The organism is Burkholderia glumae LMG 2196 = ATCC 33617, from assembly GCF_000960995.1.
Classification (GTDB): Bacteria; Pseudomonadota; Gammaproteobacteria; order Burkholderiales; family Burkholderiaceae; genus Burkholderia; species Burkholderia glumae.
The window spans coordinates 1,987,601-2,010,512 of the sequence record NZ_CP009435.1 but is presented as its reverse complement, the minus strand read 5'-3'; the positions used below and the strand labels follow the sequence as shown (position 1 = coordinate 2,010,512).

General features: G+C 68.4%; 24 protein-coding genes. 8 read left to right on the top strand and 16 right to left on the bottom strand.

Annotated elements, in window-relative coordinates:
- Nucleotides 1–10: 10 nt before the first annotated feature.
- Nucleotides 11–619 (bottom strand): oligoribonuclease, encoded by a 609-nt coding sequence (gene orn / locus KS03_RS21680; protein ID WP_012734983.1) that lies wholly within the window; start codon nt 617–619, stop codon nt 11–13.
- Nucleotides 620–738: 119 nt separating this feature from the next.
- On the opposite strand from orn, the gene KS03_RS21675 reads away from it, so the two are divergent.
- From KS03_RS21675 to KS03_RS21665, 3 genes are read left to right on the top strand one after another with little or no spacing between them, the layout of a single operon-like run.
- Nucleotides 739–1,998 carry a M48 family metallopeptidase gene (locus tag KS03_RS21675; RefSeq protein WP_012734982.1) on the top strand — a complete coding sequence of 420 codons (1,260 nt, stop codon included), beginning with the start codon at nt 739–741 and terminating at the stop codon, nt 1,996–1,998.
- Nucleotides 1,995–2,948, top strand: a complete 954-nt coding sequence (gene rsgA / locus KS03_RS21670) for a ribosome small subunit-dependent GTPase A (protein WP_012734981.1) — start codon at nt 1,995–1,997, stop codon at nt 2,946–2,948. The genes KS03_RS21675 and rsgA overlap by 4 nt, the downstream gene beginning before the upstream one ends.
- Before the next feature lie 32 nt (nt 2,949–2,980).
- A complete protein-coding gene (locus KS03_RS21665; RefSeq protein ID WP_012734980.1) occupies nt 2,981–3,316 on the top strand; it encodes a putative signal transducing protein in 336 nt (111 codons plus the stop codon).
- A 212-nt stretch (nt 3,317–3,528) separates the two neighbouring features.
- On the opposite strand, the gene KS03_RS21660 is transcribed toward KS03_RS21665, so the two are convergent.
- The 6 genes from KS03_RS21660 to rpsP form a co-directional block, all read right to left on the bottom strand.
- Nucleotides 3,529–4,467: a CobD/CbiB family protein gene (locus tag KS03_RS21660; protein WP_012734979.1), complete on the bottom strand. Its 939-nt coding sequence runs from the start codon at nt 4,465–4,467 to the stop codon at nt 3,529–3,531.
- A gap of 111 nt (nt 4,468–4,578) precedes the next feature.
- Nucleotides 4,579–5,265, bottom strand: coding sequence for a CoA pyrophosphatase (locus KS03_RS21655; RefSeq protein WP_012734978.1), 687 nt, complete (start codon nt 5,263–5,265; stop codon nt 4,579–4,581).
- Nucleotides 5,266–5,353: 88 nt separating this feature from the next.
- Complete coding sequence (gene rplS, locus KS03_RS21650) at nt 5,354–5,743, bottom strand: 50S ribosomal protein L19 (protein WP_012734977.1); 390 nt, start codon at nt 5,741–5,743, stop codon at nt 5,354–5,356.
- 136 nt (nt 5,744–5,879) lie between these two features.
- Nucleotides 5,880–6,677: a tRNA (guanosine(37)-N1)-methyltransferase TrmD gene (gene trmD / locus KS03_RS21645; protein WP_012734976.1), complete on the bottom strand. Its 798-nt coding sequence runs from the start codon at nt 6,675–6,677 to the stop codon at nt 5,880–5,882.
- Nucleotide 6,678: 1 nt separating this feature from the next.
- Entirely contained in the window at nt 6,679–7,392 is a 714-nt protein-coding gene (rimM, locus tag KS03_RS21640) for a ribosome maturation factor RimM (RefSeq protein WP_012734975.1), read from the bottom strand.
- A gap of 43 nt (nt 7,393–7,435) precedes the next feature.
- Nucleotides 7,436–7,690: a 30S ribosomal protein S16 gene (gene rpsP / locus KS03_RS21635; protein WP_012734974.1), complete on the bottom strand. Its 255-nt coding sequence runs from the start codon at nt 7,688–7,690 to the stop codon at nt 7,436–7,438.
- Nucleotides 7,691–7,892: 202 nt separating this feature from the next.
- Here rpsP and KS03_RS21630 point away from each other — a divergent pair, with 202 nt between their 5' ends.
- Together KS03_RS21630 and KS03_RS21625 are read left to right on the top strand one after the other, a co-directional pair.
- Nucleotides 7,893–9,044 carry a PQQ-dependent sugar dehydrogenase gene (locus KS03_RS21630; RefSeq protein WP_012734973.1) on the top strand — a complete coding sequence of 384 codons (1,152 nt, stop codon included), beginning with the start codon at nt 7,893–7,895 and terminating at the stop codon, nt 9,042–9,044.
- A 115-nt stretch (nt 9,045–9,159) separates the two neighbouring features.
- Nucleotides 9,160–9,645: an NINE protein gene (locus tag KS03_RS21625; protein ID WP_012734972.1), complete on the top strand. Its 486-nt coding sequence runs from the start codon at nt 9,160–9,162 to the stop codon at nt 9,643–9,645.
- Between the two features lie 22 nt (nt 9,646–9,667).
- Here KS03_RS21625 and KS03_RS21620 read toward each other — a convergent pair whose 3' ends face one another.
- On the bottom strand, nt 9,668–10,825 hold the full coding sequence (locus KS03_RS21620) for a PA0069 family radical SAM protein (protein WP_012734971.1): 1,158 nt from the start codon (nt 10,823–10,825) through the stop codon (nt 9,668–9,670).
- 109 nt (nt 10,826–10,934) lie between these two features.
- A complete protein-coding gene (locus KS03_RS21615) occupies nt 10,935–11,423 on the bottom strand; it encodes an Lrp/AsnC ligand binding domain-containing protein (protein ID WP_012734970.1) in 489 nt (162 codons plus the stop codon).
- Nucleotides 11,424–11,570: 147 nt separating this feature from the next.
- Here KS03_RS21615 and KS03_RS21610 point away from each other — a divergent pair, with 147 nt between their 5' ends.
- A complete protein-coding gene (locus tag KS03_RS21610) occupies nt 11,571–12,857 on the top strand; it encodes a D-amino acid dehydrogenase (protein ID WP_012734969.1) in 1,287 nt (428 codons plus the stop codon).
- A gap of 100 nt (nt 12,858–12,957) precedes the next feature.
- On the opposite strand, the gene KS03_RS21605 is transcribed toward KS03_RS21610, so the two are convergent.
- From KS03_RS21605 to KS03_RS21580, 6 genes are all read right to left on the bottom strand, one after another.
- The gene (locus KS03_RS21605; RefSeq protein WP_012734968.1) at nt 12,958–14,748 is read right to left on the bottom strand and encodes an acyl-CoA dehydrogenase; all 1,791 of its coding nucleotides are present in this window, start codon (nt 14,746–14,748) and stop codon (nt 12,958–12,960) included.
- Between the two features lie 113 nt (nt 14,749–14,861).
- The gene (locus KS03_RS21600) at nt 14,862–15,797 is read right to left on the bottom strand and encodes an electron transfer flavoprotein subunit alpha/FixB family protein (RefSeq protein WP_012734967.1); all 936 of its coding nucleotides are present in this window, start codon (nt 15,795–15,797) and stop codon (nt 14,862–14,864) included.
- Nucleotides 15,798–15,812: 15 nt separating this feature from the next.
- The gene (locus KS03_RS21595; RefSeq protein ID WP_012734966.1) at nt 15,813–16,562 is read right to left on the bottom strand and encodes an electron transfer flavoprotein subunit beta/FixA family protein; all 750 of its coding nucleotides are present in this window, start codon (nt 16,560–16,562) and stop codon (nt 15,813–15,815) included.
- Between the two features lie 233 nt (nt 16,563–16,795).
- Nucleotides 16,796–17,590 carry a MetQ/NlpA family ABC transporter substrate-binding protein gene (locus KS03_RS21590; RefSeq protein ID WP_012734965.1) on the bottom strand — a complete coding sequence of 265 codons (795 nt, stop codon included), beginning with the start codon at nt 17,588–17,590 and terminating at the stop codon, nt 16,796–16,798.
- 39 nt (nt 17,591–17,629) lie between these two features.
- Nucleotides 17,630–18,283 carry a methionine ABC transporter permease gene (locus KS03_RS21585; RefSeq protein ID WP_012734964.1) on the bottom strand — a complete coding sequence of 218 codons (654 nt, stop codon included), beginning with the start codon at nt 18,281–18,283 and terminating at the stop codon, nt 17,630–17,632.
- Nucleotides 18,273–19,307, bottom strand: coding sequence for a methionine ABC transporter ATP-binding protein (locus KS03_RS21580; RefSeq protein WP_012734963.1), 1,035 nt, complete (start codon nt 19,305–19,307; stop codon nt 18,273–18,275). The genes KS03_RS21585 and KS03_RS21580 overlap by 11 nt, the downstream gene beginning before the upstream one ends.
- A gap of 287 nt (nt 19,308–19,594) precedes the next feature.
- On the opposite strand from KS03_RS21580, the gene KS03_RS21575 reads away from it, so the two are divergent.
- Entirely contained in the window at nt 19,595–20,401 is an 807-nt protein-coding gene (locus KS03_RS21575) for an alpha/beta hydrolase (RefSeq protein ID WP_035977069.1), read from the top strand.
- Nucleotides 20,402–20,471: 70 nt separating this feature from the next.
- Here the strand turns inward: KS03_RS21575 and KS03_RS21570 are convergent, their stop codons facing one another.
- Nucleotides 20,472–21,395 (bottom strand): histone deacetylase family protein, encoded by a 924-nt coding sequence (locus tag KS03_RS21570; RefSeq protein ID WP_012734961.1) that lies wholly within the window; start codon nt 21,393–21,395, stop codon nt 20,472–20,474.
- Between the two features lie 177 nt (nt 21,396–21,572).
- Between KS03_RS21570 and mltB the strand changes: the two genes are divergently transcribed.
- Entirely contained in the window at nt 21,573–22,853 is a 1,281-nt protein-coding gene (gene mltB / locus KS03_RS21565; protein WP_012734960.1) for a lytic murein transglycosylase B, read from the top strand.
- Nucleotides 22,854–22,912 lie beyond the last annotated feature (59 nt).

Genomic DNA, 22,912 nt, shown 5'->3' with positions numbered 1-22,912 from the left:
GCGCGCAGCGTCAGACGCCGTCGGGCGCGGTGCTCGCGGCCGGAATCAGGAAATGCTCGCGGTAATACTTGAGCTCGTCGATCGACTCGTGGATGTCGGCCAGCGCCGTATGCATCGCGCGCTTCTGGAAGCCCTTGTAGACAGCCGGCTGCCAGCGGCGGCACAGCTCCTTCAGCGTGCTGACGTCGAGGTTCCGGTAATGGAAGAAGCGCTCGAGCTCGGGCATCCAGCGCGCCATGAAGCGGCGGTCCTGGCAGATCGAGTTGCCGCACATCGGCGATTTGCCGGGCGACACGTACTGCGCGAGGAACGCCTCGATCTGTGCGGCGGCCGCGGCCTCGCTCACGGTCGAGGCGCGCACGCGGTCGATCAGGCCCGAGCGGCCGTGCGTCGACTGGTTCCAGGCGTCCATCTTCGCGAGCGTCTCGTCGCTCTGGTGGATCGCGAGCACCGGGCCTTCCACGGCCTTGTCGAGCGTCGAGTTCGTGACGACCACGGCGATCTCGATGATGCGGTCGCTATCCGGGTTCAAACCCGTCATTTCCATGTCGAGCCAGACGAGATTCAGTTCGTTGCGCACGAGCGCGCTCTGGCCGGCGGGTTCGGGGGTTTCGGTCATACGGTTTTCCTGGAGAATCGGCGGTGGCGAATGCGCCGCCAAGGCAGCCGAAGACCGATGAGCGGGCCCCGACCGCAAGAACATATAATTCTCGCATAGATACCACTGGCTCCCTTCCGATGTCCGCCCAACCGTTCACCCTGCTGTTCGCCGCCGCCATCCTCGCGATGGTCGGCACCAAGCTCTGGCTCGCCTCGCGCCAGATCCGCTTCGTCGCCGCCCATCGGGCCAGCGTGCCGGGCCAGTTCCGCGAGACGATCACGCTGGTCGCGCACCAGCGCGCGGCCGACTACACCGTGGCGCGCACGCGCCTGGCGATGCTCGAGGTGGTCGCGAGCGCCGTGGTGCTGATCGCGCTGACGCTGCTGGGCGGCGTGGGCGCGCTCGATCAGGCGCTGCGCGGCTGGCTCGGCGCCGGCTACGGCCAGCAGATCGCGCTGATCGCGCTCGTGCTGCTGATCACGAGCGCGGTGGAACTGCCGTTCAACTATTACCGCCAGTTCGGCATCGAGGCCCGCTTCGGCTTCAACCGCATGACGCGCCGGCTGTTCGTCACCGATCTCGTGCGCGGCACGCTGCTGGGCGCCGCGTTCGGCCTGCCGCTGCTGTTCGTCGTGCTGTGGCTGATGAACCGCGCCGGCCCGCTCTGGTGGCTCTGGGCCTGGGTGGTCTGGACCGCGTTCCAGCTGGTCGGGCAGGTGATCTTTCCCACCTTCATCGCGCCGCTGTTCAACAAATTCGAACCGCTCAGCGACGAGGCGCTGCGCTCGCGCATCGAAGGCCTGATGAAGCGCTGCGGCTTCGCGGCGAAGGGGCTGTTCGTGATGGACGGCAGCCGCCGCTCGGCGCACGGCAATGCCTATTTCTCGGGCTTCGGCGCGACCAAGCGCATCGTGTTCTTCGACACGCTGCTGGAGCGGCTGTCGGGCAGCGAGATCGAGGCCGTGCTGGCCCACGAGCTCGGCCATTTCAAGCTGCGCCACGTGCTGAAGCGGATGATCGTCGCGTTCGCGCTGAGCCTCGTGCTGCTCGCGCTGCTCGGCTGGCTCGCGGGCCGCGTCTGGTTCTACACCGGGCTTGGCGCATTGCCGTCGATGACGGGCAGCAACGCGGGCCTCGCGCTCGTGCTGTTCTTCCTCGCGCTGCCGGTGTTCCTGTTCTTCGTCACGCCGCTGGGCAGCCTCAGCTCGCGCAAGCACGAGTTCGAGGCCGATGCGTTCGCGGCCAGCCAGACCGACAAGCAGGACCTCGTCAACGCGCTCGTGAAGCTCTACCAGGACAACGCCTCGACGCTGACGCCCGACCCCGTCTACACCGCGTTCTACTACTCGCATCCGCCGGCTTCGCAGCGGATCGATCGCCTGCTGCGGCACGCATGACGCGCGGCCGCCAGAATGCGCCGGCCCGGCCGGCCAAAGCGGGCGCGCCCGGCGCCGGGCGCCTCGAAGGGCGCGTGATCGCCGCGCACGGGCGCCATTATCTCGTCGCGCCGGCCGCCGGCGGCCCGATGCTGCAGTGCTTTCCGCGCGGCAAGAAGAGCGAGGTGGCGGTCGGCGATCGCGTGTTCTACGAGCAGAGCTCGGCCGACCAGGGCGTGATCGTCGAGATCGGCGAGCGCCGCAACTTGCTCTACCGCTCGGACCAGTTCAAGTCGAAGCTGTTCGCCGCGAACCTCGACCAGTTGCTGATCGTGCTCGCCACCGAGCCGTACTTCAGCGAAGACCTGCTCGGCCGCGCGCTGATCGCGGCCGAGGCCAACGCGCTCAAGCCGATCGTGGTGCTCAACAAGATCGACGTCGCCGCCGCGCTGCCGGTCGCGCGCGAGCGGCTTGCGCCGTACCGCGCGCTCGGCTACGACGTGGTGGAGCTGTCGGTGAAGGGCGCGCCCGACGCGGCACTCGCGCTGCTGATGCCGCGCCTGGCCGGCCATTCGACGATCCTGCTCGGCCAGTCGGGGATGGGCAAGTCGACGCTCGTGAACCTGATCGTGCCGGAGGCCGAGGCGGCCACGCGCGAGATCTCGGCGGCGCTAAACAGCGGCCGGCACACCACCACCTTCACGCGGCTCTATCCGCTCGCCGATGGCGGCGCGCTGATCGATTCGCCGGGATTCCAGGAGTTCGGGCTCTATCACCTGACGGAAGGCCGGCTCGAACGCGCGTTCCCGGAGTTCCGGCCGCTGCTGGCCGACTGCCGCTTCTACAACTGCCATCATCTGCACGAACCGGGCTGCGCGATCCTCGCCGCCGTCGAGGATGGGCGGATCGCGAAATCGCGCCACGCGCTCTACGCGCAGCTCGTCCACGAGGCGAGCCAGATCGTGCGCTGAGCGCGCCGCCTGCCGCCCCGCCGCCTTTCGCGATGCGCTTCACGGCCCCCGATCTCGCCACCGCCCATCACTGGGTGAACCTGCTGAGCGCGGCCGGCATCGGTTGCGAACTGCACAACCGCTTCGCCACCGGCGCGCTCGGCGGGCTGCCGCCCGATCAGTGCGCCCCGGAAATCTGGCTGCACGACGAGCGCGACACCGCGCTCGCGCGGCGGCTGCTCGCCGGCGCCACCGCCGGACCGCCCGCCGGCGCGCCGCGCTGGCATTGCGGCGGCTGCGGCGAGTGGCTCGAAGCCCAGTTCACGGCCTGCTGGCGCTGCGCGCGCATCCGCGACCCGCGCGACGACGAGGCAGCGCCGGGGCGGTAGCGCACGCCGGCGAGCGGGCAAGGACGGCGCAAGCCGAGCACCCGGCGCTCAGCTCAGCCGCGGGCCTCGTGTTTCAGGCCAGGGGCGGCTCGGGCTGCCCGGACTGCACCGAGACAAAGCAAGGCACGCCGGCCGGCGCCGCCATCAACGAAAAAGCCGGCGCGTCGGCCGGCTGTTCCGATGTCCGCGGCACGCGCTCCGGCGCCGCGCGGTCACGACACCCAGACCGCCAGCGTCAGCATCAGCAGCAGGATCATCCACAGGATCACGGCGCGCCAGACGAGGCCGACCGCCGATTGCAGCGTGCGCGGCGTGCAGTCGTCGCCGACCGCGAGCGGGCCGCTGTCGCCGACCGCGAGCGCGTCGACGCTCGACGGCTCGGCGAGCGGGCCGGCCAGCCGCGCACCGAGCGCGCCGCTGCCGGAGGCCAGCAGCACGCCGTCGTTCGAGTCGGGCCATTGTCGCGTATGGTTGCGCCACGCGTAGATCGCGTCCTCGAAATTGCCGACGATCGCGAAGCCGAGCGCGGTCAGCCGCGAGGGGATCCAGTCGATCACGAAGAACGCGCGCTGCGCGAAATTCGAGAATGCGGCGGTGCGATCGTCGCCCGGCACCGACCAGCTGCGCGACAGATATTCGGCGATCCGGTACAGCACGGCGCCCGCCGGGCCCAAGGGCAGCACGAACCAGAAGAACACGCCGAACACATGGCGATGCGAGGCGATCACGGCGTGGATCAGCGTGTGTCGGACGATCTCGCCGACGGGCATGTCCACGGTGTCGAGTCCGGTCCATTCGTTGAGCACTTCGCGCGCACGCGGTACGTCGTCGTTGTTGAGCGCGAGGTGAATATCGGTGAAGTAATGGCTGAACTGCCGGAAACCGAGCGTGAAATAGACCACCACCACGTTCCAGGCGAACGCGAACGCGAAGCTGAGCTTGAACAGCAGGTAATAGACGAGCGCCACGGCCAGCACCCATGGCACCACCACCACCAGCCAGGCCAGCACGCCATGCTTGTTCTTGCCGGCGTCGAAGCCATGCGCGGCGGCTTGCGCATGTAGCTGGAACAGCGTGAACACCGGATTTCCCGGCGACAGCGCGCGCACCTGCTCGATGATGAGGGCGAGGAGAACCGAAAAGAAAGTCATGCGAAAGGCCGTGCCGTTCTGGGTTATGCGATTTTTCGCATAACGATAGCACAGCGGACCCGCCCGATGCTTCGGGCCGCCCCGGCGCGCCCGGTGCGCGGCATCGCCGGCTCAGGCGCGCGCGACCAGGAAGCGATACAGATTCCGCAACATGCCGGCGGTAGCGCCCCAGATGAAGTACTGGCCGCCGTCGCGCCCGTTCGGGTAGGGCATCGCAAAAAAACGACGCTCGCCGCCCTCCCATTTGAAGAGCCGCACCTCGTGATGCGCGGGCGTCATCAGGAACGCGAGCGGCACCTCGAAGATCTCGGCCACTTCGAGCGTGTCGGCCTGCACCGTGAACGGCGGATGCACGATGCCGACCACCGGCGTCACGCGATAGCCGGTGCCGGTCAGGTACTCGGGCAACTCGCCGAGCACCTCCACGTGCTCGTGGCCCAGCGCGATCTCCTCGTGCGCCTCGCGCAGCGCGGTGGCGGTCGCGTCGGCGTCGCCCGGTTCGTGGCGGCCGCCGGGGAAACTGATCTGGCCGGCGTGATCGGTGAGGTGGTCGGCGCGCTGCGTGAGCAGCACGGTCAGCCCCTCGGCACGCGCGACGAGCGGCACCAGCACGGCGGCGACGCGCGGATCGCGATCGACCTGCCGCGCCTCGTGCGCTTCCTGCGTCCAGGCGTAGCTCTGGCTGAAACGTTCGCGCAGCCCGGCCGGTGTGAGAACCTCGCGCGGCACTTCCGGCAGGCCGGCGCCGGTCGATTCGACAGGCAGCACTTCGGGATCGATGATCGGACGGCGTATCACAGGCTCGCTCGCGGAAAAGTCAGACGGAACCGTATTGTCGCGCCGGAATAAAAAAAGCACCCGGAAGGGTGCTTTTTCCTTACAGCATTTACGCCTGCTGGGCCGCGGCGCGATCCTTCGACACCAGCTTTTCCTTGATTCGAGCCGACTTGCCCGAACGCTCGCGCAGGTAGTACAGCTTCGCACGGCGGACATCGCCGCGGCGCTTGACGACGATGCTCGCGAGCAGCGGCGAGTACGTCTGGAACGTACGCTCGACGCCTTCGCCCGACGAAATCTTGCGGACGATGAACGACGAGTTGAGGCCACGGTTGCGCTTCGCGATCACCACGCCTTCGTAAGCCTGAACGCGCTTGCGGTTACCTTCCACCACGTTCACGTTCACGATCACCGTATCGCCGGGGGCGAATTCGGGGATCGTCTTGCCTGCGAGCGCGCGCTCGATCTCTTCCTGCTCAAGTTTTGCGATCAGATTCATGACTGCTCCCAATGCCATCGTGTCGGCGTTTGCGCCTGTCCGGTCCGGACCTGGCCCCGATAGAGGATGGATTCACAACTGGTGCCGCGCACGCATGCGCGCCACCGCCTGGTTCCCGGTCCGCCGCGAGCACGCCTCAGTTCGAGGCTTGCTTCGCGGCCTTCGCGAGACTTGCCAGCCAGGCCTCGTCGGCCCGGCTCAACAACTGCTTGCTGCGCGCCCGTGCGATCAGGTCCGGGCGCTTCTGCCACGTGTTGCGCAGCGCTTCCTGGCGCCGCCACTTCTCGATCTCGGCATGATGGCCGCCGAGCAGCACGTCGGGCACCCGCGCGCCCTCGTACTCCTCGGGCCGCGTGTAATGCGGGCAATCAAGCAGGCCGTCGACGAAACTGTCCTGCACGGCCGACTGCGTATCATTCAGGACGCCGGGCAACTGGCGCACCACCGCATCCATCAGCGCCATCGCCGGCAGTTCGCCGCCCGACAGCACGAAATCGCCGAGGCTGATTTCCTCGTCCACGCAGCGATCGAGCAAACGCTGGTCGATCGCCTCGTAGCGGCCGCACAGCAATACCACACCGGGCTCGTCGACCATCCGCATCACGCGTTCGTGCGTGAGCGGCGCGCCTTGCGGCGACATCATCACGACCCGCGTCGCGGCGATGCCCTGGGCGGCCTGCGCGGCCTTCGCCGCGCCGATCGCCGCCTCGAGCGGCTTCGGGATCATCACCATGCCGGGACCGCCGCCGTAGGGGCGGTCGTCGACCGTCCGGTAGTTGTCCGTGGTGAAATCGCGCGGATTCCACGTGCGCAACCCGAAACGCCCCTGCTTCACGGCCCGGCTGGTAATGCCCCAGTCGGTCAGCGCGGCGAACATCTCGGGAAAGAGCGTGACGACATCGAACTGCATCGCGCGCGCCTCGGCGTCATTCATTTCAGTAATCGGCTTCCCAGTCGACGACGATGCGCTTCGCCGCCTGATCGACCGTTTTCACGTACACGCCGACGAACGGAATCAGCCGCTCGCCGGTGACCGGGCGCCCGTCCTTGCCGCTGGCCGGATAGTCGACCCGCATGATCGAATGCACGCCGTTGTCGATCATGTCGCCGACGCGGCCGAGCGCGGTGCCCGCCTCGTTGACCACTTCCAGGCCGATCAGATCGACCCAGTAAAATTCGTCGGTGTCGAGCGCCGGAAAATCCTCACGGCGCACGAACACGCGGTAGCCGCGCAGTGCCAGCGCCTGATCGCGATCGGCCAGGCCGGCCGGATGCGCGACGACGGTATCGGCATGCAACTTCGACTGCGTGATCTGCGCGCACAGGCTTTCGGCATCCTTGCGCAGCCACCAGAGGCGCGCCTTCAGCAGCGCATCGCCGCCGCGGCCCGCGCCCGCGTGGGGCAGGATCTTGACCCAGCCTTTCAGGCCATAGGCATCGACGATCGCGCCGACCTCGACCGCATCGTCAGGCCAGGACTGCACCGGCTCGATGCTGGCCGAGGCATGCCCCGGGTTCCCGCTTGCTGCTTCCGGCCTCGCGCCGCCCTTGGCGGACGCGCGCTCGACCGGCTTGCGGACGAACACACCAAACTGCGAAGCTTCGCGTGTGCCGCGCTTTGCATCGCCGGATGAATCGTGACCGGACATTCAGACCACCTCGCGGCCGCGACCACCGGAAAACCGTGCCATGTCAGGCAGCCGGCTGCGCCTTTTGCGCTTCCTTCACGAGGCGAGCGACGGTGGGCGACAGTTGCGCGCCAACGCCTTGCCAGTACGTCAGGCGATCCTGAGCGATACGCAGCGATTCGCCCTTCGTCGCGACCGGGTTGTAGAAGCCGACGCGTTCGATGAAGCGGCCGTCACGACGATTGCGCGAATCGGTGGCAACGATGTTGTAGAACGGGCGCTTCTTCGAGCCGCCGCGAGCCAGACGGATGATAACCATATGAAATCCTTCGGGAAAACCGGGTTCGAAACTGCTGAAACGAGCGATTATAGCTGGAAACCAGCGGCATAACAAACACTTACCGTGGCATGCCGCAAAAAAGACGGCTCGCGAGGCGCTGCGGTGCAGCGCCTGCCGATCCGCGCGCAAGCTCCTACAATCCCGGCATGGTGCCTCGCGCACGCTCCCGCCCTGCTCCGCCATGCGCCCGACCGTTTCCGCCCGCCGCCGTTCGCTCGCCGCCCTGCGCCGCTGCCTGCAGGCGGCCGGCGCCGCCTGTCTCGCGCTCGCCGCGACCGCCGCCGACAGCCGCGCCGCCCCGCCCGTCGAGCGGCTGCGCGTACCGCCCGGCTTCCAGGTCGAGCTGTTCGCCGCCGACGTGCCGACCGCACGCGAAATGGCCTGGTCGCCGCGCGGCGTCCTCTACGTCGGCTCGACCGACGGCGTCGTCCATGCGCTGACGGTCGACCGGGGCCGCGTCACCGGCCGCCACGTGGTTGCCTCCGGGCTCGATATGCCGGTCGGCGTGGCTTACCGCGACGGCGCGCTCTACATCTCGGCGATCTCGCGAATCCTGCGGCTCGACGACATCGACGCGAAGCTGGCCACGCCGCCCAAGCCGGTGGTGGTGACCGACGCGCTGCCGTCCGAGCGGCAGCACGGCTGGAAATTCATCGCGTTCGGACCGGACGGCAAGCTCTATGTGCCGACCGGTGCGCCCTGCAACATCTGCGGGCCCGATCGCGACCGCTACGCGATGCTCGGCCGGATGAACCCGGACGGCAGCGATTATCAAGTGTTCGCGCGCGGCATCCGCAACACCGTCGGCTTCGACTGGCATCCGGCGACGCACGCGCTGTGGTTCACCGACAACGGCCGCGACATGCTCGGCGACGACGTGCCCGACGACGAGCTGAATTACGCGCCGCGCGCGGGCCTCGACTTCGGCTATCCGTATTGCCATGCCGGCGACGTGCCGGACCCGCAATACGGCAAGGGCCATCCATGCAGCAGCTTCACGCCGCCGGTGCTCAAGCTCGGCGCGCACGTGGCGGCGCTCGGCATGCGCTTCTACCGCGGTGCGATGTTCCCGGCCGGGTATCGCGATGCGATCTTCATCGCCGAGCACGGTTCATGGAACCGCAGCAGCAAGGTCGGCTATCGCGTGGTGAGCGTGACCGCCGGGCCGGACGGCCGCGGCGCGCGCATGCAGGTGTTCGCGCAGGGCTGGCTGCAACCCGACGGCAGCGTCTGGGGCCGGCCCGCCGACGTGCTGCCGCTGCCGGACGGCTCGCTGCTCGTCAGCGACGATTACGCGGGCGCGATCTATCGAATCACGTATACCGGGCACTGACGGCGGCAGCGGAGCGCGGCTTTCGACGCGGCGTAGAATGAGGCAGGCGCTGCGGCCGCGGCGCCACGCCTTGCCCGCCTCGCCTTTGCTATCGGATCTTTCCTAACGAATCGTCATGTCCAGCCAGCCGTCGCGCTCCCTGCCCGCTGCGCATCCGCCACGCTTTCGCTCGAAGACGCTGGCCGCCGCGCTCTCGTTCCTGCTCGGTGCGTTCGGCGCGCATCGCTTCTACCTGCACGGACACCGCGACCCGGCCGGCTGGGCGCATCTGGCCGGCACGCTGCTCGGCGCGCGCGGCATGCTGCTGCTCGCCGCCACCGAGCGCGCGTCCGGGCTCGGCTGGTGCCTCGCCGTGCCGGGCGCGATCTCGCTGCTGGCAGCATTCCTGGCCGCGATCGTCTACGGGCTGCGCCCCGACGACCGCTGGGACGCGCGCTTCAATGCCGGCACCGGCCGCCACAGCCAGTCGGGCTGGACGGTCGTGCTGGTGGTGATCTTCTCGCTGCTGATCGGCGCGTTCCTGCTGATGACGGGACTCGCGCTGTCGTTCCAGACCTACTTCGAATCGCAGGTGCAGGCGGCCAAGGCGCTGTCGCAGTAGTCGGCCTGCCGCGCCGGCGCCTTTAGAACAGGTTCAGCTGCGGCGTCCCGGCGCCCGCGCGCGCCGCCTCCTTCACGCGCTGCGGCGCATGGAACTGCGAGAAATCGAGAATGCCGCGCGCGCGCTCGTTCAGGCCGATCCGCTTGACCGCCTTCTGGAAGCGCTGCTTCAACAGATCGGCCCACAGGCCCTCGCCCTTCATCCGGCTGCGGAAATCGGCCTCGTAGTCCTTGCCGCCGCGCATGTCGCGCACGCGCGCCATCACGCGCTCGGCGCGCTCAGGAAAATGCGCGCCGAGCCATTCGCGAAAGAGCGGCGCCACTTCCCACGGCAGCCGCAGCACGATATAGCTCGCATGGGTCGCGCCGGCCTCGGCGCAGGCTTCCAGCACGCGTTCGAGGTCAGGCTCGGTGACGAACGGAATCACCGGCGCGATGCTCACGCCCACCGGCACGCCGGCCTCGCGCAGCGCGCGGATGGTGCGCAGCCGCCGCGAGGGCGTGGCCGCGCGCGGTTCGAGCGCGCGCGCGAGATCGGCATCGAGCGTGGTGATGGTCACCGCCGCGATCACCTGCCCGCGCGCGGCCATCGGCGCGAGCAGATCGAGGTCGCGTTCGATCAGCGACGACTTGGTGATCGCCGCGAACGGCTGGCCATGATCGTGCATCACCTGGATCACGTCGCGCGTGATGCGGCGCTCGCGCTCGCAGGGCTGGTAAGCGTCGGTGTTGACGCCGAGCGCGATCGGCTCGGGCACGTAGCCGCGCTTGCCGAGCTCGCGCTCGAGCAGCTCGGCCGCGTTGACCTTGGCGTAGATCCGGCTTTCGAAATCGAGCCCGGGCGAGAGCCCGAGATAGCTGTGGGTGGGCCGCGCGAAACAATAGATGCAGCCATGCTCGCAGCCGCGATACGGATTCAGCGAGACGTTGAACGGGATATCGGGCGAGGCGTTGCGCGTCAGGATGCTTTTCGCGCGCTCGTCGAATACCAGCGTGCGCAGACACGGACCAGGCCCGCCCGTGCCCTCTGCCTCGTCGTGGCCGGCGCCTGCCTGCCAGCCGTCGTCGACGCGCTCGCGCTGGTCCGTCTCGTAGCGCCCCTGCAGATTGCCCACCGCGCCGCGGCCCTTGCGCGGCAGGGGCGGCGCCACCGGAAATTCGACATCGGATCGATCGCTCATCATGCCTCTTCGTCATGCCGGCACAAGCGAACGTCGCGTGGGCCGAATACTGTTTATTTATACAGTATTCGGCCCACGCTGCCAAGTTGTCGCAGTTGTTGCCCGGTCGTCAGCCGTCTACGGCGATCGTCAGGGTCTCCTTGATCTCCTCCATCACCACGTAGCTCTTGGACTGCACCGCGCCGGGCAGTTGCAGCAGGATGTCGCCGAGCAGCTTGCGGTAGTCCGCCATCTCGCCGATGCGCGCCTTGATCAGATAATCGAAATCGCCGGATACCAGATGGCACTCGAGCACCTCGTCGATCTTCATCACCTCGCGCCGGAACTGCTCGAACATGTTGCCGCTCTTGTGATCGAGCGTGATCTCGACGAACACCAGCAGCGCAGCGCCCAGCAGGGCGGGATCCACGCGCGCGTGATAGCCGGTGATCACGCCGTCGCGCTCCATGCGCCGCACGCGCTCGATGCAGGGCGTGACGGTCAGTCCGACCTGCTCGGCCAGGTCCTTCATCGCCATGCGTCCGTCCTGCTGGAGCAGCCGCAGAATCCGGCGGTCGAGCTTGTCGAGCGCGCGGACTGGTTGACGTTGGGTTCTCATCGTGTTTTTTCTGAATTTCTAAAAAATACAATAACAAAACCTAGATATTCGACAATACCATAGCGCAAAAAACTAGGCCGGTTCGAGCGAGCAAGAGTTGACAAGTGCTTTCTCCGCGCCCCCGGCTTTTTCCATTTCGGAGCAGCTATGCGAGTCGTGATTCTGGGAAGCGGTGTGGTGGGCGTGACGAGCGCCTATTATCTGGCGCGCGCCGGCCATGAGGTGACGGTGATCGAGCGCGAGGCAGGCCCCGCGCTGGAAACCAGCTTCGCGAACGCCGGCCAGATCTCGCCCGGCTACGCGGCGCCGTGGGCCGCCCCCGGGGTGCCGCTGAAGGCCGTCAAGTGGATGTTCGAGAAGCATGCGCCGCTCGCGATCCGGCTCGACGGCTCGCGCTTCCAGTTGCAATGGATGTGGCAGATGCTGCGCAACTGCACGTCCGAACGCTATGCGGTCAACAAGGGCCGCATGGTACGGTTGGCCGAATACAGCCGCGACTGCCTGCAGGCGCTGCGCGCGGACACCCAGATCGAATACGAAGGCCGCACCGGCGGCACGCTGCAACTGTTCCGCACCCAGGCGCAGTTCGACGGCGCGGCGAAGGACATGGCCGTGCTGCGCGAGGCCAAGGTGCCGTTCGAACTGCTGAACGCGCAGGAACTCGCGCGCGCCGAGCCGGCGCTGGCCGCCGTCTCGCACAAGCTCACGGGCGGCCTGCGCCTGCCCGGCGACGAAACCGGCGACTGCCAGCTGTTTACCACGCGGCTCGCCGGGATGGCCGCGGAACTCGGCGTGCAGTTCCGCTACAACACGCCGGTGGATGCGCTGGCCGTGGCGGGCGGCCGGATCGCCGGCGTCCAGTGCGGCGGCGAGCTGGTGCGCGGCGACGCCTACGTGGTCGCGCTCGGCTCGTATTCCACGCGCCTGCTGTCGAACCTCGTGAAGATCCCGGTCTATCCGCTCAAGGGCTACTCGATCACGGCGCCGATCGTCGATGCATCGGCCGCGCCCGTCTCCACGGTGCTCGACGAAACCTACAAGATCGCGATCACGCGCTTCGATTCGCGCATCCGCGTGGGCGGAATGGCCGAGATCGCCGGCTTCGACAAGCGCCTCAACCCGGCGCGCCGCGAGACGCTCGAAATGTGCGTCAACGACCTGTTCCCGGGCGGCGGCGATACCTCGAAGGCGACGTTCTGGACCGGCCTGCGCCCGATGACGCCGGACGGCACGCCGATCGTGGGCCGCACGCCGATTCCGAACCTCTATCTCAACACCGGCCACGGCACGCTCGGCTGGACCATGTCGTGCGGCTCGGGCCAGTTGCTGGCCGACCTGATGTCGGGCAGGAAGCCGGCCATCCAGGCCGACGACCTCTCGGTGCACCGTTATCTCGGCGAGACGGCGGGCACCCCGCGCCCCGCCTACGCGTAAGCACGGCGCCTCCGCCGGCGCGCGCCAAACGACGAAGGGCACCCTCGCGGGTGCCCTTTTCACCTGTGCCTCAGGGCACGGGCCAATGCCTGGCGCGGCGTCAGAACTGGTCTTCGGTCAGCGCGAGCACGCTGTCGGTGCCGCTCGCCGTGACGATCGACGCGGCAATCCCCGGCGCCTGCACCAGCACGTGCTGCGCATAGAACTGCGCGATCGCGATCTTCGCGTCGTAAAACGCCGTATCGTGCTCGCGCAGACGCACGGCGGCCAGCAGCGCGCGCGCCATCTGCCAGCCGCCCAGCACGATGCCGGCCAGCTTCAGGTACGGCACGCTGCCGAGGAACACGGCGTTGGGATCGCCCTTGGTGTTCGCGACGACGAACTCGATTACCGCCTCGAACGACTTCAGGCCCTCCGACAGGTGCCGGCGCATCGCGGCACAGGCCGGCGAGTCGTGCGCGCCGAGCGCCTCGACGGTCTCGCCGATCGCGGCGGCCAGCGCCTTCGCCACCGCACCGCCGTCGCGCACGGTCTTACGGCCGACCAGGTCGTTGGCCTGGATCGCCGTGGTGCCCTCGTAGATGGCGAGAATCCGCGCGTCGCGGTAATACTGCGCGGCGCCCGTCTCCTCGATGAAGCCCATGCCGCCGTGGATCTGCACGCCGAGGCTGGCGACCTCGTTGACCATCTCGGTGCTCCATCCCTTCACGACCGGCACCAGGTACTCGTAGATCGCCTGGTGGCGCTTGCGTTCGGCCTCGTCGGGATGCGCATGCGCGTGGTCGCTGTGCGCGGCGGCGACATAGGCCAGCGCGCGGGCGCCCTCGGTCAGCGCGCGCATCGTGCCAAGCATGCGCCGCACGTCCGGATGATGGATGATCGTGACCGACTGTTTCGCCGAGCCGTCCACCGGCCGGCTCTGCACGCGCTCCTTCGCGAACGCGGCGGCCTTCTGGTAGGCGCGCTCCGCCACGCCGATGCCCTGCATGCCCACGCCGAAGCGCGCGGCGTTCATCATGATGAACATGTATTCGAGGCCGCGGTGCTCCTCGCCGACCAGATGGCCGATCGCGCCGCCGTGGTCGCCGTATTGCAGCACCGCGGTCGGGCTCGCCTTGATGCCGAGCTTGTGCTCGATCGATACGCAATGCACGTCGTTGCGCGCGCCCAGGCTGCCGTCCTCGTTCACCAGGAACTTCGGCACGATGAACAGCGAAATGCCCTTCACGCCTTCGGGTGCGCCCGGCGTGCGCGCCAGCACGAGGTGGACGATGTTGTCCGCCATGTCGTGCTCGCCCCAGGTGATGAAGATCTTGGTGCCGAACACCTTGTACGAGCCGTCGCCCTGCGGTTCCGCGCGCGCGCGCACCAGCGCGAGATCGGAGCCGGCCTGCGGCTCGGTCAGGTTCATCGTGCCGGTCCATTCGCCCGATACCAGCTTCGGCACGTAGCGTGCCTTCTGCGCGTCGCTGCCGGCCGTCAGCAGCGCCTCGATCGCGCCGTCGGTCAGCAGCGGACAGAGCGCGAACGACAGGTTGGCGGCGTTCAGCATTTCGATACAGGCCGTGGCGATCAGCTTCGGCAGCCCCTGGCCGTCGTATTCGGCCGGATGCTGGAGTCCCTGCCAGCCACCCGCGGCGAACTGCCGGAATGCCTCGCCGAAGCCGGCGGTCGCCGCCACCTCGCCGTCGCGCCACGCGCTCGGCTGCCGGTCGCCCTCGACGTTGAGCGGCGCGAGCACCTCGCCGCAGAACTTCGCGGACTCGTCGAGCACGGCCTGCGCGGTGTCGAAGCCGGCGTCCTCGAAGCCCGGCAGCTTCGCGACGTCGTCGATGCCGGCCAGCTCCTTCATCACGAACAGCATGTCCTTGACGGGCGCGATGTAGCTCATGGTGCTCCTCTCCTCTGTCTGCCTATGGGTAAAAAAAGGGGCGCTCGCCGCGCCCCTTGGTCCGTGCGGTCAGCCGCACCGGCAATCGATACGCGGGTTGGCCGCGCCCCGGCTCAGCCGAGCGCCGCCACCAGTTCCGGCACGACCGTGAACAGGTCGCCGACGATGCCGTAGTCGGCCACGCTGAAGATCGGCGCCTCCTCGTCCTTGTTGATGGCGACGATCACTTTCGAGTCCTTCATGCCGGCCAGATGCTGGATCGCACCCGAGATGCCGACCGCGACGTAGAGCTGCGGCGCCACGATCTTGCCGGTCTGGCCGACCTGGAAGTCGTTCGGCACGTAGCCGGCGTCCACCGCCGCGCGCGAGGCGCCCAGCGCGGCCTGCAGCTTGTCGGCGAGCGGCTCCAGCACCTTCGTGTAGTTCTCGCCGCTGCCGAGGCCGCGGCCGCCCGACACGATGATGGCCGCGCTCGTCAATTCCGGGCGGTCGAGCTTCGTGACCTCGCGGCTCACGAACTGCGACTTGCCGCTGTCGGCGGCCGCCTCGATCTTCTCGACCGCCGCGCTGCCGCCTTCGGCCGCCACCGGATCGAAGCCGGTCGCGCGCACCGTGATCACCTTGATCGGATCGCTCGACTGCACGGTCGCGATCGCGTTGCCGGCGTAGATCGGGCGCTCGAACGTATCGGCGCTGTCGACCGCCGTGATGTCGGAGATCTGCGCGACGTCGAGCTTGGCGGCGATGCGCGGCGCGACGTTCTTGCCGTAGGCGGTGGCCGGCGCGAGGATGTGCGTATAGTCCTTGGCGATGTTCAGCACGGTGGCCTCGACGTTTTCCGCAAGACCGGCGGCCAGTTGCGGCGCATCGGCCAGCAGCACCTTCGCCACGCCGGCGATCTTCGCCGCCGCGTCGGCCGCGCCCTGCGCCTCGTGCCCTGCCACCAGCACATGGATGTCGCCGCCGATCTTCTGCGCGGCGGCCACGGTGTTCAGCGTCGCCGCCTTGATCGAGGCGTTGTCGTGTTCGGCAATGATCAGGATCGTCATCTTCTCGTCTCCCCTTTACAGCACTTTCGCTTCGGTCTTCAGCTTCTCGACCAGCGTCTTCACGTCGGCCACCTTCACACCCGCGGCACGCTTGGGCGGCTCGGCCACCTTCAGCGTCTTCAGGCGCGGCGCGACATCGACGCCGAGGTCTTCCGGCTTGACGTTCTCGAGGGGTTTCTTCTTCGCCTTCATGATGTTCGGCAGCGTCACGTAGCGCGGCTCGTTCAGGCGCAGGTCGGTGGTCACCACCGCCGGCAGCGTCAGCGCCAGCGTTTCCGCGCCGCCGTCCACTTCGCGTGCGACGGTGGCCTTGCCGTCGGCGATCGTGACCTTCGAGGCGAACGTCGCCTGCGGCAGGCCAGCCAGCGCGGCCAGCATCTGGCCCGTCTGGTTGGAATCGTCGTCGATCGCCTGCTTGCCCAGGATCACCAGCTGGGGCTGTTCCTTGTCGACCAGCGCCTTGAGGATCTTCGCGACCGCCAGCGGCTCGACGCCGTCACCGGCTTCCACCAGGATCGCACGGTCGGCGCCGATCGCCAGCGCCGTGCGCAGCGTTTCCTGCGCCTGCGCCACGCCGATCGAGACGGCCACCACTTCCGTCGCGGTGCCCGCTTCCTTCAGGCGCACCGCCTCTTCCACGGCGATCTCGTCGAACGGATTCATCGACATCTTCACGTTCGCGATATCGACGCCCGTTCCGTCCGACTTCACACGCACCTTCACGTTGTAGTCGACCACTCTTTTTACCGGCACCAGGATTTTCATGCACACGCTCCAAAGTTACGAATACGACCGACGGCCATTCTATAGCGTCACCCGCCAGGGGCGGCGATACAGGCCATGCGACCCTCGACCGTCGAGGATAACGTCATTCGGCGACACGCCGGCAATAGCGAACGGTCGTTCTATTTTAAGAGAGAAAAAACCCGGACGCCAAGCCCGGGCTCTCGACCTTCGCCTCTAATCGCCGGCACGCCCGATGCTCGCGCCCGCGGCGCTCACCAAGACGCTATCACCGCGCCGCCGAATTTGGCTTCGAGATACTGCTTGACCTGCGAGGAATGGTAGGCCGCCACCAGCTTTGCGACCCACGGCTTGTCGCGATCCGCGGCGCGCACCGCCAGCACGTTCACGTAGGGGCCGTTCGCGTCCTCGATCGCGATCGCGTCCCGCTTCGGCTGCAGGCCCGCCTCCATCGCGAAGTTGGTGTTGATCGCGGCCGCGTCGACGTCCGCGAGCGAACGCGGGATCTGGGCGGCATCGAGTTCGACCAGCTTCACGCCCAACGGATTGCCGACCACGTCGAAGCGCGTGGCACTCGGTCCGGCGCCGGCGCGCAGGCGGATCACGCCCTGCTTCTGCAACAGCAGCAGGGCCCGGCCGCCGTTGGTCGGATCGTTCGGGATCGCGATGCGCGCGCCCTTGGGCAGGGCAGCGAGCGAGGTCACGCGCTTCGAATAGACACCCATTGGGAACGTGACCGTGTTCGCCACGGCGACGATCCGGTAGCCGCGGTCGCGGACCTGCGCGGCCAGATACGGCGCATGCTGGTAGCTGTTCGCGTCGAGCTCGCCGCTCGCGAGCGCCGCGTCCGGCTGCACATAGTCGGAGAACTCGACGATGCGGATCTCGAGGCCCTGTCCGGCCGCCACGCGCTTCACGACTTCCATCACCTGCGCATGCGGGCCCGCCGTCACGCCGACGCGGATCGTCTCGGCCGCCGCCCGCGCGGCGCCGAACCCGGCAAGCCATCCGGCCAGCACGAGGCTGGCGAACACGGTACGTCGCTGCATCTGGGTCGGGCTCCGGAAACGAAGAGGGGGAAACGGGGCTCAGCGGTGACTGAGCCGCCGCACCAGCCAGTCGCCGAACGACTGCACGATCTGCACGAACACGATCAGGATCACCACCACCGTCCACATCACTTCCGGCTCGTAGCGCTGGTAGCCATAGCGGATGCCGAGATCGCCGAGCCCGCCGCCGCCGATCGCGCCGGCCATCGCCGAATAGCCGACCAGCGACACGAAGGTGATGGTCAGGCCGGCGACGATGCCGGGCCATGCCTCGGGCAACAGCACCTTGAACACGATCTGGCGCGTGGTCGCGCCCATCGCGAGCGCCGCCTCGATCAAGCCGCGATCGACCTCGCGCAGCGCGGTCTCGACCAGCCGCGCGATGAACGGCGCCGAGGCGATCGTGAGCGGCACCACCGCCGCCGCGGTGCCGATCGACGAGCCGACCACCAGCCGCGTGAACGGGATCACCGCCACCAGCAGGATGATGAACGGCGTCGAGCGCACGGCATTGACGAGGCCGCCCAGCGCGCGATTGACGGCGAGGTTCTGCAGCACGCCCTGGCGGTCGGTCAGATAGAGCAGCACGCCGAGCGGCAGCCCGACCAGCGCGCCGACCACGCCCGAGATGCCGACCATGATCAGCGTTTCCCAGAACGACTGCACGAACATATCCAGCATTTCACTCAACATGCGACAACTCCTCGACCACCACGCCCTGCTCGCGCAGATACGCGAGCGCCTGCCCGACCTTGCCGGGTTCGCCGCCCGCGAGCACCGCGAGCGAGCCGAACGCCTGCCCCTGGATCTCGTCGATCTGGCCGTGCAGGATGTTGAAATCGAGTTCGTAGCGGCGGATCGTCTCCGAGAGGATCGGCTGATCGACGCCGCTGCCGGTGAACGCCAGGCGCAGCAGGTGGCTGCGCCCGCTCTTGAGCTTGTCGGCCACGCGCGCCTTCAGCGCCGGCGGCAGTTCCTGCGCGATCACGTCGCCGAGCAGCGCGCGCGTCACCTCGTGGCGCGGCTGCAGGAACACGTCGATGACCGGGCCGGTTTCCACCACGCGGCCCGCGTCGAGCACGGCCACGCGGTCGCAGACCTGCTTGATCACTTCCATCTGATGCGTGATCAGCACGATCGTGAGCCCGAGCTCGCGATTGATCCGGCGCAGCAGCTCCAGGATCGCGCGCGTGGTCTCGGGATCGAGCGCCGAGGTGGCCTCGTCCGACAGCAGCACCTTCGGCTTGCTCGCGAGCGCACGTGCGATGCCCACGCGCTGCTTCTGGCCGCCGCTGATCTGCGCGGGATAGCGGTCTTTCTGCGCGGCGAGGCCGACCAGCTCGAGCAGCGGCAGCACCGCCGCGTCGATCCCGGCGCGCTTGACGCCGGCCAGTTCCAGCGGCAGTGCGACGTTTTCGTAGACGGTGCGCGACGACAGCAGGTTGAAGTGCTGGAAGATCATGCCGATGTCGCGGCGCGCGGCGCGCAGCTCGGCGGCCGACAGCAGCGTCAGGTCGCGGCCGTCCACCACCACCTTGCCCTCGCTCGGGCGCGTCAGCAGGTTGACGGCGCGGATCAGCGTGCTCTTGCCCGCGCCGCTGCGGCCGATGATGCCGAACACCTCGCCGCGCGGAATCGTCAGGTTGACGTCATGCAGTGCCTCGATCCAGCCACGCGGGCCAGGGAAACGCTGCGACAGCTTGCGAATTTCGATCATGTCAACAAAACGGCGGAAGCTGCGGTGCCGACCGTATCGGGCCCGCCGGCGGCCGCCGTCATATCCGGGAATGGCCGCGCATTTTAGCGCAAGCACCTCATTTCACTTAATAATCGATTCGGTTTCTTTCATAACCTGGAGAAATTAGAGGATCGGACCCGCGCGGCGCGCCGGCCGCGCGACTATGATCGACGGCATCCTGGAACCCGCCGGAGACCTTGCCGATGCATGCCACCGCCCCCCAGGCCCGAGATCCGGGCGGCCCCGACGGTGCGGCCTGGACGCGGGTGCGCAGCGCCGACGGCGTCGAGCTGGCCGCGTGCCGCTGGCCCGTCGCTACCCCGCCGCGCGCGACCATCGCGCTGCTGCACGGACTCGCCGAGCACGCGGGGCGCTACGACGCGCTGGCAGCCCGGCTCGCGGCCGCCGGCATCGAGCTGGTCGCCGTCGATCTGCGCGGCCACGGCCGCTCGCCGGGCTCGCGAGCCTGGGTCGAGCGCTTCGACCGCTATCTCGACGATGCCGACGCGCTGATCGGGTTCGCCGCGCGCGACGGCGTGCCGTTGTTTCTGATGGGGCACAGCATGGGCGGCGCGATCGCGGCGCTGCATGCGATCGAGCGCGCGCCGCGCGTGGCCGGGTTGCTGCTGTCGAGCCCGGCGCTCGCGCCCGGCCGCGACGTGCCGCGCTGGATGCTCGCGGCAAGCCATGTGATGAGCCGCGTCTGGCCGCGCTTCCCGGCGCTGAAGATCGATGCGGCCTTGCTCTCGCGCGATCCGGCTGTGGTGGCCGCGAACCGCGCGGACCCGCTGGTCCATCACGGTGCGGTGCCGGCGCGCACCGGCGCCGAATTGCTGGCCGCGATGGCACGCATCGCCCACGGCCGCGCGGCGCTGACGCTGCCCACGCTGGTCTGGCACGGCACCGCGGACCAGCTGACCGAGCCCGACGGCAGCCGCGAGTTCGCCGCGCAGGCGGGGCCGGCCGACCTGACGCTCACGCTCTACGACGGCAATTATCACGAGACGCTCAACGATCTCGAACGCGAGCGTGTGACCGGCGCGCTGATCGACTGGATTCGCGCCCGCACCTGACCGTCCCGTTCCCACCTGAGGCAGGCGCCACCCGCGGCGCAGGAAGGATGGCGCGAGGCCGCCGCGCGCGTCAAACGCCCGCCAGCACGCGCAGATGCGCCACCACGCTGCGGCCGAGCGCGGACAGGTGGTAGCCGCCCTCGAGGCAACTGACGATGCGGCCCCGCGCATGGCGGCGCGCGACCTGGCAGATCTGCCCGGTCAGCCATTCGTAGTCGGCCTCGACGAGCCCCATGCGGCCGAGTTCGTCCTCGCGGTGCGCATCGAACCCGGCCGACACGAACAGCATCTGCGGCCGGAACGCCTCGAGCCTGGGCAGCCAGAGCAGATCGACGATCTCGCGCACCGCCATGCCCTGGGTACGCGCCGGCACCGGCACGTTGAGCATGTTCGGCGCCGGATGATCGGTGCCCGAGAACGGAAACAGCGGGTGCTGGAAGAAACTGCACATCAGCACGCGCGGATCGTTCGAGAACGCCGCCTCGGTGCCGTTGCCGTGATGCACGTCGAAGTCGATCACGGCGACGCGCTCGAGCCCATGGACGTCGAGCGCATGACGCGCGGCGACCGCGACGTTGTTAAAGAAGCAGAAGCCCATCGCGCGCGCGGGCTCGGCATGATGGCCGGGCGGACGCACGCTGCAGAACGCGTTGTCGTAGCGCCCTTCGATCACCGCGTCGGTCGCCGCGATGGCCGCCCCCGCCGCACGCAGGGCCGCGCGCCAGGTATGCGGATTCATGCGCGTGTCGGGATCGAGCTCGAAGTAGCCCTCGGCCGGTATGTTCGACTTCAGATAGTCGATGTGCGCGCGCGTATGGACACGCGCGAGCGCGGCTTCGCTCGCGAACGGCGCGCTCTCGTGCTCGAGCAGATCGTCGATCCGGCTCGCGATCAACTGGTCCTGGATTGCCGAGAGCCGTGACGGGCATTCGGGGTGCCACTCGCCCATCTCGTGCAGCAGACAGTCGGGATGCGTGTAAAGAGCGGTTGCCATGGCCTGTTCCGCGGCACACGCCCAGCCGGCGCCGCAGGTCTCCTCCAATGATGACGCCGCGTTCGTCGCGCGCGAATTCGCCGCTAACTTACCACAACGGCCTGCGTCGATCCGTCGCCTTAGAGCCCTCGGTTATACTGGACCGACTTCCACCGCGTCGTCCACCCTCCGGTACCCATGACTTTCCGATCGTCCGCCGTCTTCCATCCGCTTCGTTTCCGCTCACGTTTGCCGCTCGCGTCGCTCTCGCTCGCGGCCGTGGTCGCGACGCTGGCCGCATGCGCGCAGACGCCGACCGAGCCGCAGGCCGCAGCGCCGGCAACGCCCACTGCGCCGGTCGCGCCCGCTGCCGTGCCTGACGCCCCTGCCTCCGCTTCCGCGCCGGCCCCTGCCTCCGCCCCCGCCGCCGCGCCGGCCGCGGCCACCGCGCCCCAACTGGTGCCGGCCGCCGGGCTCTCGGCCTCCGAAGAGCAGATCGTGCCGCAGCAATACGCGAACAATCCGAAGATCGACGCGTTCATCGACGAAGTGGCCGCGCGCGACGGCTTCGATCCGGCGAAGCTGCATGCCTTGTTCGCGAGTGCGAACTATTCGGCGACGGCAGTGCGGCTGGTGCGCCCCGCCCGGTCGCCGTCGGTCAAGAACTGGCGCGCCTATCAGGCGCGCTTTCTCGATGCGATCCGCATCAACGCGGGCGTGAAGTTCTGGCGCGCGAACCAGGCGACGCTGCAGCGCGCGTCGGCCGAGTTCGGCGTGCCGCCCGAGGTGATCGTCGGCATCATCGGCGTCGAGACGATCTACGGCCGCTACATGGGCAACTTCCCGACGCTCGACGCGCTGACGACGCTCGCGTTCGACTATCCCGACACGCCGAACCGCGACGACCGGCAGGCCACCTTCCGCAAGAACCTCGAGGATTTCCTGGTCTGGACGCGCGACAGCCAGCTCGATCCGACCAGCGTGCTCGGTTCGTACACCGGTGCGATCGGCATTCCGCAGTTCCTGCCGAGCAGCATTCGCAGCTACGCGGTCGACTACGAGGGCAACGGCCACATCGACCTGCGCGCGAGCACCGCCGACGCGATCGGCAGCGTCGCGAACTATCTGAAGCAGCACGGCTGGGAGCCGGGCCGCCCGGTGGTATGGCAGATCGCGCCGGACGCGGGCAGCCAGGGTGTCGCGCAGGCCGCGGCCGACGGCAAGCCCGAGCCGCACCTCAAGCTGTCGCAGCTCACCCAGGCCGGCCTGGTGCTCGACGAGCCGTCGGTGGACCCGGCCGCCGAGGCCGGCACGCTGGTCACGGTCGTCGATCTGCCTAGCCCGGGGCGCGCGACCGAGTACAAGCTCGGCCTGAAGAACTTCTATGTGCTGACACGCTACAACCGCAGCTTCTTCTACGCGCTGGCCGTCTATCAGCTCGGCGAGCGCGTGAAGCAAAAGATGCTCGCCACGCAGTGAGGCCCAGGCACCTCGCCGGACCCATGAAAAAAGCGCCCTCGTGGCGCTTTTTTCTTGGG